The sequence below is a fragment of the Bradyrhizobium manausense genome, assembly GCF_018130615.1.
Taxonomy (GTDB): domain Bacteria; phylum Pseudomonadota; class Alphaproteobacteria; order Rhizobiales; family Xanthobacteraceae; genus Bradyrhizobium; species Bradyrhizobium manausense_A.
Genome location: NZ_JAFCKB010000025.1, coordinates 63,104 through 76,356, shown reverse-complemented (window position 1 = coordinate 76,356; position 13,253 = coordinate 63,104). Strand labels below are relative to the sequence as shown.

Below are 13,253 nucleotides of genomic sequence, written 5' to 3'. Positions count from 1 at the left end.
AGCAGCTGACAGCGCGGTCTTTTCTTTTGCTGTCCCGGCCTTTCGCCGGCTGCGAATCCCGCTACATTGCCTTTCGCAATGTCCCGCGCACCCAAACCCCTTCCGCTTCCGACGATACAGGCCCGGCAGATCTGGCTGCGTGCTCAGCGGCTCGACACGCGCACGCCGTTCGGGGAGGGCGCGCAAGCCGTCGCCGAAGCAATCGCCCATCTCGGCTATGTGCAGATCGACACCATCAACGTGATCGAGCGCTGCCATCACCACATCCTCTTCAGCCGCATCCCGTCCTATCGCCGTGCCGATCTGCGTCATGCCCAAAGCGTCGACAAAAGCGTGTTCGAATACTGGACCCACGCGCTGTCCTACGTGCCCTCGGATGATTTTCGCTTCTTTCTGCCGGCGATGCGCGAGCACAAGCGCGAGGGGCATCGATGGTATGCCTCGGTGATGCCGGCCGACACACGTAAGGTGATGCGGCTGTTGCGTGCCGGCCCGCTGACGATCCGCGACATCGAGGACGATGTGCTCACCGAGAAGGAACATCTGTGGCAGAGCCGCAAGCCCTCGAAGCGGGCGCTTCAGCTTGCCTTCTATACGGGTGTCGCGACCATCAGCGCGCGCCAGGGCATGCTCAAGACCTATGACCTGATGGCGCGGCATTTCGGCTGGGACAAGCTGCCGAAGCCGGCGTCAGCCAAAGAGATTACGGCCTATCTGCTCGACCGCGCGCTGCGCTCGCAAGGCGTCGTCAGTCTCGACTCGATCTGCCATCTCGATGCGCCGAGCAAGAAGGCGGTGGCAAGTCTGATCGCTTCGCGCGTCCGCCGCGGCGAGCTCCTGCCTGTCGCAATCGATGGCGCCGGCAAGCAGGAGCACTGGGCCAGGCCTGGGGCGCTCGAGCCTGCCGAGGTGCTGCCGGATCTCGCCCACATCCTCTCGCCGTTCGATCCGCTGATCATCCAGCGCAAGCGCACCAATCTCATCTTCGGCTACAACCACCTGTTCGAGGCCTATGTGCCGAAGGCCAAGCGCAAGCTGGGTTATTTCGCGCTTCCCGTGCTCGTCGGCGACGAGATCGTCGCCGCGCTGGACCTCAAGACCGACCGGCAGGCGAAGAAGCTCTTGATGCAGAAATGGACCTGGCTCGGGCAGGGGAAGAAGACGGCAGGGCGCAAGGAGCTGAAGCAGAAGATCGAGGATGAGCTCGATCGGTTTGAGCGGTTTCAGCTGGCGGAGTGAAGGCTGTTTGCCACGGTGTCGGTCCCGTAGAGTGGGCAAAGGCGCGTAGCGCCGTGCCCACCATTTGCGTCACGGAACGTTGATGGTGGGCACGCTTCCGCCTTCGCTCTTCGAGCTAAGGCGGACAAGTCGCTTTTTTTGCCTACCCTGCGAGAGCACGCGTTGTGGCGAGCCGATCGATCCAAACGCCGAACCCAATGCCCGCCGCATACGCCACCAAATTCCACAGCGAAAAGATGCGCCCCAGCAACAATGCGCCGGCCGTGCTGAGCCGGAACGCATCGAGCCCCGGCGTGTGCACCAATCGGGAAAATTCGACCACCACCGCGATCGCCATCGCGATCATCACGAGCTGGCTCCGCGTCAGCCGCGGCAGCAAAACCCCGATCAGCAGAAACACCATCGTCGCCCACAGCAGCGAGCCGCCATACTTCACCACAAAGGCGGGGAGGCCGAGCGGAAAGCCGTACCAGCGCAAGGACAGTCCGCAGGCGATCACCACCAGCGCCAAGGCCGCGCGGATCAACATGCTCCATCGCGGCGCAATGGTGTTGACCAGTTGCGCTCCGTGCATGGCTTGCATTGACTCTTTGTCCACGATGCTGAAAACCGCTTCCCAGCCCACAAAAGCAACAACCCCGGGGGGAAGCATGAGCCAGACCACGACCTATACCGGTTCCGCCGGCGCGAGAAGCGCCATCGAGACCTCTACCATTCGCGCCATTTCCTGGCGCCTGATCCCGTTCCTGATGCTGGCCTACTTCTTCTCCTATCTCGACCGCGTCAATCTCGGCTTCGCCGCGCTCACCATGAACGCGGAGCTGAAATTCACGCCGCTGATCTTCTCCTGGGGCGCCGGCATCTTCTTCATCGGCTATTTCATCTTCGAGGTGCCGAGCAATCTGGCGCTAGAGAAATTCGGCGCCAGCCGCTGGATCGCCCGCATCATGGTGACCTGGGGCATTATCTCGGCGCTGATGGCGCTGGTGAATGGCGTCACCAGCTTCTACGTCCTGCGCTTCCTGCTCGGCGTCGCCGAAGCCGGCTTTTTTCCCGGCATCATCCTCTATCTCACCTATTGGTATCCGGCCGAGTACCGCGGCCGCTTCCTCGCAGCCTTCGCCATCGCCGTGCCGGTCTCGACCGTGATCGGTGCGCCGATCTCGGGCCTGTTGCTCGGGCTCGACGGTGCGATGGGCCTGAAGGGCTGGCAGTGGCTGTTCATTCTCGAGGGCATTCCCTCGGTGCTGCTCGGCATCGTCACCTGGTTCTATCTCACCGACAAGCCGGAGAAGGCGGACTGGCTCTCGGCCGAGCAGAAAGCCTGGCTCAAGTCCAGGCTCGACGCGGAAATCGCGGCCAAGCGGGCGGTGAAGCATCTGTCGCTCGGTGAAGCCCTGTCCTCGCCGAAGGTGATCGCACTCAGCCTGATCTATTTCGGCTTTGTCGGTGCCCTCTATGGCATGCAGTTCTGGCTGCCGCAGATCGTCAAGGCGTTCGGGCTCACCAATGTCCAGACCGGCTTCGTCACCGCGATCCCCTATGTGTTCGGCACGATTGCCATGATCCTCTGGGCACGGCATTCGGACGCCACGCGCGAGCGCGTGATGCATGTCGGTGCGCCCATGATCCTGATCGCGGTCGCGCTCGCCGTCTCCAGCTACCTCACCGATCCCTCCATGACGATGGTGGCGCTGACCTTCGCCGCGATCGGCGTGTTCTGCGTCTTCGGCGTGTTCTGGACCTTGCCGACCTCCTGGTTGTCAGGCACGGCGGCCGCCGGCGGCATCGCGCTGATCAATTCGATCGGCAATCTCGCCGGCTTCGGCGGCCCGTATCTGATCGGCTGGGTCAAGGAAGCAACGGGACAGACCTCGACCGGCTTGCTGGTTCTCGCCGTGCTGCCGCTGCTCGCCGGCATTTTGGTCTTCATCGGTGGCCACGAGACCAAGCACGAGTTCGTGGATCAGGGGCGATAGAGCCGAGCAAACGGTCCCGTACCGGTGGGCAAGGGCGTTCTGCGCCGTGCCCACCGTTTCCCGTTATCGGCCAAAGTGGTGGGCACGCTTCCGCCTTCGCTCTTCGGGCTACGGCGGATAAGTCGCTCTGCTTGCCCTACGGTAGTACCTTTTTGGTAATCGACCGCCGACCCCTCATCTCTTAACGATCACGCTTTCCTGATGACTGACGATTATTGACTTTTATCAGTGATTAGTCGACATTCCTCTCATTGCAGACGCAGGAGTGTCCTCCGATGTTCGTTCGGACCGTTTTGTCCAGCTATTCCAGGCTCTTGGCGGGTGTGTCGCTGGCTCTGATGGCGGCCGCGCTGGCTGGGTGCAACGATACCGTGGCGCAAAAGGCCGAGCCGCCGCGGCCCGTTCTGGTAGCGACTGCGCACTATGATGCCGAAACCCCGGAGCGCAGCTTCGTCGGCATCATCAAGCCCCGGATCGAGAGCGATCTCGGCTTTCGCGTCGCCGGCAAGGTCGCCAAGCGCCTCGTGGAAGTCGGCCAGACCGTGGAAGTCGGCCAGCCGCTTGCCACCCTCGATGAGGTCGATCTGAAGCTCCAGGCCGAGCAGGCCGTCGCCGAGCAGACCGCCGCCACCGGCGTGCTGGCCCAGGCCGCCGCCGCCGAGCAGCGCGCCAAGGATTTGAAGGCGAAGGGCTGGACCACCGATGCGGCGATGGATTCGAGCCGGGCCGCTGCCGACGAGGCCCGCGCGCGCCTCGACCGCGCCGTCCGCTCGGTCGAGCTGACCAAGAATTCCCTTTCCTACGCGACGCTCAACGCCGACGCCCGTGGCGTTGTCACCGCAACGCTGATCGAGCCCGGCCAGGTGGTTGCCGCAGGCCAGGCTTCGATCCGTGTCGCCCGCTTTGCCGAAAAGGAAGCGGTCGTCGCGATCCCTGAGACGCTGGTCGGACGTGCCAAGTCGGGCGCCGCCAGCGTCACTCTTTGGTCCGAGCCGGACAAGAAATATACGGCGAAGCTGCGCGAGATCGCGCCAACCGCGGATTCCGCGACGCGCACCTATCTCGCAAAGTTCTCGCTGCCCGAGGCCGACGACAAGGTCTCGCTCGGCATGACCGCGACGCTGACGCTGTCGGACGCCGCCACCGAGCGCGTCGCGCGGCTGCCGCTGTCGGCGCTGTTCAACGAAGGCGGCAAGCCGTCCTTCTACGTCGTCGACGATAATGGTGCGGTCACGCTGAAGCCGGTGGCGGTGAAGTCCTACGACAGCAACGACGTCGTCATCACCAGCGGTGTCGACGAGGGCGCCAAGATCGTCACGCTTGGCGTGCAGAAGCTCGATCCCGGCCAGAAGGTGCGGGTCGTGTCGTCACTGTCTTTCTAGGTTTCGGTCATTCCGGGTTCGCGCTTTGCGCGCCCCGGAATGACAAAAGAAGTTGAGTTACGTCGTGTGAGGTGAGTTTCGGCCTTTGCCCCTACGCAAAGGCTGAAGCGGCGAAGCGATCCAGAACCTGCCCAGCCCCCTGGATTGCTTCGCTGCCTCGCGACGACGGTTTGAACAGAGCGGCTGTCGTTTTTGGCAATTGGATCGATTTTTTCGGAGAGTGCGATGAAGCGCTTCAACCTCTCGGCCTGGGCCGTCAGCCATCCGACGCTGGTCCTGTTCCTGATGCTCGTGCTCGGCGTCGCCGGCTTCTTCTCGTATCAGAAGCTCGGCCGCGCCGAAGACCCGTTCTTCACGGTGAAGGTGGTCAACGTCTCCGTGCTGTGGCCGGGCGCGACCGCGCAGGAGATGCAGGCGCAGGTCGCCGATCCCATCGAGAAGAAGATCCAGGAGCTGCCGTATTTCGAGAAGGTGCAGACCTATTCGAAGCCTGGCTTCACCGCGCTTCAGGTCACCTTCCGCGACTCCACGCCGCCGAAGGACGTGCCCTATCTCTTCTATCTGCTCCGCAAGAAGCTGGTCGATGTGCAGGGCCAGTTGCCCTCGGGCATTCTGGGACCGGTCGTCAACGACGAGTTCTCCGACGTCGATTCCATCCTCTACATGATGACCGGCGACGGCGCCGATTACGCCCAGCTCAAGAAGGTCTCCGAAGGATTCCGTCAGCGCCTCCTGAAGGTGCCGGGCGTGACCAAGGTCGACGTCTACGGCAACCAGGATGAGCGCATCTTCGTCGAGTTCTCGCATGCCAAGCTCGCCACCCTCGGCATCACGCCGCAGGCGTTGTTCGATTCGCTTGCCAAGCAGAACAACGTGACGCCCGCCGGCACGGTCGAGACCTCGTCGCAGCGTGTGCCGCTGCGCGTGACCGGCGCGCTCGACGGCGCCAAGGCCGTGGCCGAGACCCCGGTCGAGAGCAACGGCCGCGTGTTCCGCCTCGGCGACATCGCCACCGTCACCCATGGCTATGTCGATCCGCCCAGCTTCGTCGTCCGCCAGGAAGGCAAGGCCGCGATCGGCATCGGCGTCGTCACCGCCAAGGGCGCCAATATTCTCGAGCTCGGCAAGGAGGTCGAGAAGGCGACCGCGGAATTCATGAAGGCCGTGCCGCAGGGCATCGACGTCAGTCTGATCGCGGACCAGCCCAAGGTGGTCGAGCACGCCGTCGGCGAGTTCGTGCACTCCTTCATGGAAGCGCTCGTCATCGTGCTGTTCGTCTCGTTCCTGGCACTCGGCTGGCGCACCGGCATCGTGGTCGCGCTGTCGGTGCCGCTGGTGCTGGGCATCGTCTTCGTCGTCATGAACACAATGTCGCTCGACCTGCATCGCATCACACTCGGTGCGCTGATCATCGCGCTCGGCCTACTGGTGGATGATGCCATCATCGCGGTCGAGATGATGGTGGTGAAGATGGAGCAGGGCTGGGACCGCATGCGTGCGGCATCCTTTGCCTGGGAATCAACTGCGTTTCCGATGCTCACGGGAACGCTGGTCACGGCCGCTGGCTTCCTCCCCATCGGCTTTGCCAATTCCGCGGTCGGCGAATATGCCGGCAGCATCTTCTGGATCGTGGCGATCGCGCTGGTTGCCTCGTGGTTCGTGGCGGTGATCTTCACGCCCTATATCGGCGTCAAGCTGCTGCCCGAGATGAAGGCGCATCACAACCACGATCCGCACGCGGTCTACGAGACCCGCATGTATCGTGGCCTGCGCGCCATCGTGCAATGGTGCGTCAATCACCGTATCACCGTCGTGGTCGCGACCGTCGGCGTCTTCATCGCATCCATCGTCGGCTTCGGCCATGTCCAGCAGCAGTTCTTCCCGCTGTCGGAACGGCCCGAGCTGTTCCTCCAGCTGCGCCTGCCCGAAGGTACCGCCTTCAACGTCACCGAGAAGGCGGTGAAGAAGGCCGAGACGCTGCTCAAGGACGACAAGGACATCGAGACCTATACTTCCTATGTCGGTCAGGGCTCGCCGCGCTTCTGGCTCGGTCTCAACCCGCAGCTTCCGAACGAGGCCTTTGCCGAGATCGTCATCGTCGCCAAGGGCGTCGAGGCGCGCGAGCGGGTCAAGGCCAAGATCGAGGGCGCCGTTGCCGACGGCATGCTGACCGAGGCGCGCGTGCGCGTCGACCGCTTCAATTTCGGTCCGCCGGTCGGCTTCCCCGTGCAGTTTCGCGTGATCGGCCCCGATGCCAACAAGGTGCGCGAGATCGCCTACCAGGTTCGCGACGTCATGCGGCAGAACAAGAGCGTCAAGGACGTCCAGCTCGACTGGAACGAGCAGTCGCCCTACCTCAAGCTCGTCGTCGACCAGGATCGTGCCCGCGCCATGGGTCTCACCCCGCAGGACGTCTCCCAGGCGCTGTCCATGCTGATCTCCGGCGCGCAGGTCACGACCGTGCGTGACGGCATCGAGAAGGTCGCTGTGGTCGCCCGCGCGATCCCCTCCGAGCGCCTCGATCTCGGCGACGTCGGTGATCTCACCATCACCTCGAAGAACGGCGTCGCCGTGCCGCTGCAGCAGATCGCCAAGATCGAATATGCCCACGAGGAGCCGATCATGTGGCGGCGCAACCGCGACATGGCGATCACCGTGCGGTCCGACGTCGTCGACGGCGTGCAGGCGCCCGACGTCACCAACCAGATCACGCCGAAGCTGCAGGCCATCAAGGATTACCTCGAGCCGGCCTACCGCATCGAGCCGGGCGGCGCGTTCGAAGAGTCTGCCAAGGGCAACGCCTCGATCTTCATCCTCTTCCCGGTGATGGTCATGGTGATGCTGACGCTGCTGATGATCCAGCTGCAGAGCTTCTCGCGCCTGATCCTGGTGTTCCTGACCGCGCCGCTCGGCATCGTCGGCGCCTCCTTCGGTCTCAACGTCGCCAATGCTCCGTTCGGCTTCGTGGCGCTGCTTGGCCTGATTGCGCTCGCCGGCATGATCATGCGCAACACGGTCATCCTGGTCGACCAGATCGAGACCGACGTCTCCCATGGCCTGACCCGGCGCGAGGCGATCGTGGAGGCGACTGTCCGCCGCGCCCGGCCGGTGGTGCTGACGGCGCTTGCTGCCATCCTCGCCATGATACCGCTGTCGCGTTCGGCCTTCTGGGGCCCGATGGCGATCACCATCATGGGCGGACTGTTCGTCGCGACCTTCCTGACGCTGCTGTACCTGCCCGGCCTCTATGCCCTGTGGTTCAGGAAGAGCCTGGACGAGGCGGGTACGCCGGAACAGCCTGCCGCGCCGCAGCATGGGAGCGATGACGAGCACGCAATTCCGCTTGCTGAAGCGGCTGAATAAATGAGAAGACTACCGACGAACGAGTCCTGACACATGACACTGGTTGCGGAGCATATCGAAGGCGACACCCGGGATCGTATTCTCGAGGTGGCCGAGCGGCTGTTCCGCCAGATCGGCTATCAGAAGACCACGGTCGGGGATATCGCCAAAGAGCTGCGGATGAGTCCCGCCAACGTCTATCGCTTCTTCGAATCGAAGAAGGCGATCCATCAGGCGGTGGCGCGTTCGCTGATGGGCGAGGTTGAGCTCGAGGCGCAACGAATCGTGGCGCGGTCCGGTCCGGTGATCCCGCGCTTCCGCGAGTTGCTCACCACGATCAACCGCATGAACACCGAGCGCTATGTCGGCGACAACAAGCTGCACGAGATGGTCGAGATCGCGATGCAGGAGGACTGGGACGTCTGCTTGAATCATATGGAGTGCATTGCCGGCTTTGTCGGGCAGATGATCGCGCAGGGTATCGCGACCGGTGAGTTCGAGGCGCCGGACCTGCAAATGGCTTCGCTCTGCTCCTGCACCGCCATGATGCGCTTCTTCCACCCCCAGATGATCGCTCAGTGCGCCACCAAGCCGGGCCCGACCATCGACCAGATGATCGATTTCGTCATCGCGGCTCTGTCCCCGCGCCACTGACGGTCCGGCGGGTTTCCCCATATAACAGGCCGACCGCCCGGGCTGACCGGCTCGCGGCGGCCCAGGACGGATCAACAAATTCCGTCATTGCGAGCGTAGCGAAGCAATCCAGACTGTCTCCGCCCGGGGACTCCGGATTGCTTCGCTGCGCTCGCAACGACGAAAAGGAAGCAGCGCGTGACCGACAAAGACCTGCATTTCTACGAGCCCTCCAAGGGCCACGGCCTCAAGCATGATCCCTTCAACGCCATCATCGCGCCGCGGCCGATCGGCTGGATCTCCTCGCGTGACACCAAGGGCCACGTCAATCTGGCGCCCTACAGCTTCTTCAATGCGTTCGCCTATGTGCCGCCGATCATCGGCTTCTCCTCCACCAACTGGAAAGACACGGTCGCGAACATCCAGCAGACCGGCGAATTCGTCTGGAATCTCGCCACGATGGACCTGGCCAAGCACATGAACGCGACCGCCGCACACGTTGCGCCCGAGGTCGACGAGTTCGAGATCGCAGGCCTGACCGCCGTGCCGGGCAGGCTCGTCAACGTGCCGCGCGTCGGCGAGAGCCCGGTCGCCTTCGAGTGCAAGGTCTCCGATATCGTTCGCCTCAAGGGCGCCGATGGCAAGGCGGCCGATGCCTGGCTGACGCTCGGCGAGGTCGTTGCCGTCCACATCGACAAGGCCATGATCAAGGACGGCGTCTACCAGACCGCCGCCGCCCGCCCGATCGTGCGCGCCGGCCGCCGCGGCGACTACTTCGAGATCAAGCCGGAAAACATGTTCGAGATGGCCCGGCCGGATTAGGTCCGGCCGCACTCCCTCCACACCGTCATTCCGGGGCGCGCCGTCAGGCGCGAGCCCGGAATTCATCCATCGATCTACGTTGCCGCACGATGGATTCCGGGTTCACGCTTCGCGTGCCCCGGAATGAGGTGGGGAGACATTGCGCCCCATCACCTCCCGGAACTGCCCGCACGCCCCGGCCGTTATGCCCCGGGGCGGCCGCCCGGCCGCGTCAATTCGCATCATTTTGCCGCCGAGATGTTCACTCAGCCCGGCCACTTTCCGCTAAAATGCCAGATAACCGCGCCGTTGCATGAGGTCCGCCATGAGCTTCCGCCGCGACAAAATCACAAAGCCGATCTTCTCCTGGGCGCGTGGTGTGCTGCCGGCGATGTCCGACACCGAGCGGGAGGCGCTGGAGGCCGGTGATGTCTGGTGGGACGCCGATCTCTTCACCGGCAATCCCGATTGGTCGAAGCTGCTGAAGATCCCGCAGGCAACGTTGGCGGCCGAGGAGCAGGCCTTCCTCAGCGGTCCCGTTGACGCGCTCTGCGCGATGCTCGACGAGTGGAAGATCTTTTGGGAATGGCGCGACCTGCCGCAGGAGGTCTGGGCCTTCATCAAGCGCGAAAAATTCTTCGGCATGATCATTCCCAAGGAGTTCGGCGGCCTCGGCTTCTCGCCCTATGCGCATTCCGAAGTGGTTCGAAAAATCTCGACCCGATCGATCGCGGCCGCCGTCACCGTGATGGTGCCGAACTCGCTCGGGCCCGGTGAGCTCCTGATGCGCTTCGGCACCAGGGAGCAGCAGGAGCGCTGGCTGCCACGCCTCGCCGATGGCCGCGACATTCCCTGCTTTGGTCTCACCAGTCCGGAGGCCGGCTCCGATGCCGCCTCGATGGTCGACAGCGGCATCATCTGCAAGGGCAATTTCGAGGGCCGCGAGGTCACCGGTCTCCGGCTCAACTGGCACAAGCGCTATATCACGCTCGGCCCCGTTGCGACGCTGCTGGGCCTCGCTTTCAAGGCTTACGATCCCGATCATCTGGTTGGCGATCAGGAAGAGCTCGGCATCACCGTGGCACTGATCCCGACAAATCTGCCCGGCGTCGAGATCGGCCATCGCCATCTGCCGTCAATGCAGGTGTTTCAGAACGGCCCGAACTGGGGCCGCGACGTCTTCATCCCGCTCGACTATGTCATTGGCGGCAAGGCACGGCTCGGGCAGGGCTGGAAGATGCTGATGACGGCGCTCGCCGCCGGCCGCGGCATCTCGCTGCCCTCGCTCTCCGCGGCCGGTGCCGCCTATGCGGCCCGCACCACCGGCGCCTATGCCCGGATCCGCGAGCAGTTCGGCATCTCCATCTCCAAATTCGAGGGCGTCGAGGAGCCGCTGGCGCGCATCGTCGCGACGACCTATCAGCTCGATGCCGCGCGCCGTCTGACGTGCGCGGCTCTGAATGCCGGCGTTCATCCCGCCGTGATCTCCGGCATCATGAAGCTGCACGCGACCGAGCGGATGCGCATCGCGATCGACGACGCCATGGACATCCATGGCGGCAAGGCCGTGATCGACGGTCCGCAGAACTATATCGGCAATCTGCATCGCGCCGTGCCCGTGGGCATCACGGTCGAGGGTGCCAACATCCTGACACGCAATCTCATCGTGTTCGGGCAGGGCGCGATCCGCGCGCATCCCTATCTGCTCGACGAGATGAATGCGCTCGCCGACGCTGATCGCGAGCGTGGCCTGACCGCGTTCGACAAGGCCTTCTGGAAGCATGTCGGCCATAGTTTCCGGACGCTGGTCCGCGCCTTCGGCCGGAGCTGGACCTTTGGCGTGTTCGCGCTCGCGCCCGATGCAGGCGACGCCACGCCATTCTATCGCCAGCTCTCGCGTTACTCGGCGGCGTTTGCGCTTTGCGCCGACATGGCGCTGCTGACGCTCGGCGGCGCGCTGAAACGCAAGGAGATGCTGTCGGCGCGCTTTGGCGACATCCTTTCCGAACTGTATCTGCTCTCGGCCGCACTAAAGCGCTGGCAGGACGAGGGGCGGCAGCAGGAGGATTTTGCCGCGCTGGAATGGTGCATGGCGACCGGCTTCAAGACGATCGAGAACCGGCTGGCCGAAATCCTCGCCAACCTGCCGAACCGCTTCGTCGCTGTGATCCTCAAGCTCGTGGTCCAGCCCTTCGGCGCGCGTGTGCTCGGCCCGTCCGACCGCATCGTGCATCAATGTGCAAGCCTGGTGCTGGAGCCGTCGGCCGCGCGCGAGCGCCTGACGCCCGATCTCGCGCATGTCGATGACGACAGCGGCTTCGCCCGGTTGGAGCGCGCGTTCAAGCTGGTCACGGCGACCGACGCCATTGTCAAGCGCATGCGCGCCGCGCATGTCCGCGACTGGAAGGACGCCGTCACCAAGGGCGTGATCACGCAGGCCGAGGGCGAACAGATTGCGACCGCTCATGAAGCAGTCGCAAAAGTCATCGAGGTCGATGATTTTGCGCCGGAGGCGCTGTCGCCGATTTACAAGAAAACCCGCGACGTGCATCAGTTCTTTCAGGAACTCGGTGAACAGAGGGCGGCGAGCTGATGGCACGACCGGTATTCATCGTCGACGGCAGCCGGACGCCGTTTCTGAAGGCGCGTTCGGGGCCGGGGCCGTTCACGCCGGTTGATCTCGCCGTGCAGTGCGGACGGCCGCTGCTGGCGCGCCAGCCGTTCTCTCCGGCTGATTTCGACCAGGTCATCCTCGGCTGCGTCAACGTCATCGCCGACGAGATGAACCCGGCCCGCGTCGCCGCGCTCCGGCTTGGCATGGGCGAGGACATGGTCGCCTTCACCGTGCAGATCAATTGCGGCTCGGGCATGCAGTCGATCGACACAGCCTATCGCTACATCCGCGAAGGCCATGCCGACATGATCTTGGCCGGCGGCACCGAGGCGCTCAGCCACGCGCCGCTGGTCTGGCCGAATTCAGGCGTGCGCTGGTTCGCCGGCCTTGCCGCGGCCAAAGGCCTGGCCGCGAAGCTCGCCGCCGCGTTCAAGCTGCGGCCGCGCTATCTCAAGCCGATCATTGGGCTGGAGCGCGGACTGACCGATCCCATCACCGAACTCAACATGGGACAGACCGCCGAGGTCGTCGGCCATCTCTTCGGCATCACCCGCGCCCAGTCCGATGCTTATGCTGCCGAGAGCCATCGGCGACTCGCGCATGCGCAAGCGGAAGGTTTCTTGAAAGGCGAGGTCGAGACCGCGTTCTCCCGCGACGGAAAATTCTTCGATCATGACGATGGCGTGCGGCCGGACTCCACCGCCGAGACACTGGCAAAGCTCCGGCCGGTGTTCGAGCGTCCCTGGGGGCAGGTCACCGCCGGCAATTCCTCGCAGATCACCGACGGCGCGTCCTGGGTGATTTTGGCTTCCGACGCGGCGGTGGCCAAGCACAAGCTCACGCCGAAGGCCGCAATCGTCGACAGCAACTGGGCTGCGCTCGATCCCAGCGTCATGGGCCTTGGTCCGGTGATGTCGGCGACGCCGCTCCTGACCCGCAACAATCTCACGCTCCAGGACGTCGAGACCTGGGAGCTGAACGAGGCCTTCGCAACGCAAGTGCTTGGTTGCCTCGCTGCCTGGAACGACGAAAGGTTCTGCCGCGAGATACTTGGACTCGATGGCGCTGCCGGCGAGATCGATCGCGACAAGCTCAATGTCGATGGCGGCGCCATCTCGCTCGGCCATCCCGTCGGCACATCAGGCAACCGCATCGTGCTGCATCTCGTCAATGCGATGAAGCGGCTCGGCACACGACGTGGAATCGCCACCGAATGCATCGGCGGCGGACTCGGCGGTGCCATGCTGATCGAGGCGGTGTGAC

Annotated in this window: 9 protein-coding genes; 8 read left to right on the top strand and 1 reads right to left on the bottom strand. The window is 64.0% G+C overall.

Annotated elements, in window-relative coordinates; all coding sequences use genetic code 11:
* Positions 1 to 78: 78 nt before the first annotated feature.
* Entirely contained in the window at positions 79 to 1,239 is a 1,161-nt protein-coding gene (locus JQ587_RS32510; RefSeq protein ID WP_212428058.1) for a winged helix-turn-helix domain-containing protein, read from the top strand.
* A gap of 142 nt (positions 1,240 to 1,381) precedes the next feature.
* On the opposite strand, the gene JQ587_RS32505 is transcribed toward JQ587_RS32510, so the two are convergent.
* A complete protein-coding gene (locus JQ587_RS32505) occupies positions 1,382 to 1,813 on the bottom strand; it encodes a ribosomal maturation YjgA family protein (protein WP_212428090.1) in 432 nt (143 codons plus the stop codon).
* A gap of 76 nt (positions 1,814 to 1,889) precedes the next feature.
* On the opposite strand from JQ587_RS32505, the gene JQ587_RS32500 reads away from it, so the two are divergent.
* The 7 genes from JQ587_RS32500 (at position 1,890) to JQ587_RS32470 (ending at position 13,252) form a co-directional block, all read left to right on the top strand.
* Positions 1,890 to 3,218 carry an MFS transporter gene (locus tag JQ587_RS32500; RefSeq protein ID WP_212428057.1) on the top strand — a complete coding sequence of 443 codons (1,329 nt, stop codon included), beginning with the start codon at positions 1,890 to 1,892 and terminating at the stop codon, positions 3,216 to 3,218.
* A 275-nt stretch (positions 3,219 to 3,493) separates the two neighbouring features.
* Positions 3,494 to 4,600: an efflux RND transporter periplasmic adaptor subunit gene (locus tag JQ587_RS32495; RefSeq protein ID WP_212297481.1), complete on the top strand. Its 1,107-nt coding sequence runs from the start codon at positions 3,494 to 3,496 to the stop codon at positions 4,598 to 4,600.
* Positions 4,601 to 4,825: 225 nt separating this feature from the next.
* Positions 4,826 to 7,963, top strand: a complete 3,138-nt coding sequence (locus JQ587_RS32490; RefSeq protein WP_212428056.1) for an efflux RND transporter permease subunit — start codon at positions 4,826 to 4,828, stop codon at positions 7,961 to 7,963.
* 33 nt (positions 7,964 to 7,996) lie between these two features.
* Positions 7,997 to 8,596 (top strand): TetR/AcrR family transcriptional regulator, encoded by a 600-nt coding sequence (locus JQ587_RS32485; RefSeq protein WP_212428055.1) that lies wholly within the window; start codon positions 7,997 to 7,999, stop codon positions 8,594 to 8,596.
* A gap of 177 nt (positions 8,597 to 8,773) precedes the next feature.
* Entirely contained in the window at positions 8,774 to 9,397 is a 624-nt protein-coding gene (locus JQ587_RS32480) for a flavin reductase family protein (protein WP_212297484.1), read from the top strand.
* A 304-nt stretch (positions 9,398 to 9,701) separates the two neighbouring features.
* Entirely contained in the window at positions 9,702 to 11,969 is a 2,268-nt protein-coding gene (locus tag JQ587_RS32475) for an acyl-CoA dehydrogenase (protein WP_212428054.1), read from the top strand.
* Entirely contained in the window at positions 11,969 to 13,252 is a 1,284-nt protein-coding gene (locus JQ587_RS32470; protein ID WP_212428053.1) for an acetyl-CoA C-acetyltransferase, read from the top strand. The genes JQ587_RS32475 and JQ587_RS32470 overlap by 1 nt, the downstream gene beginning before the upstream one ends.
* Position 13,253 lies beyond the last annotated feature (1 nt).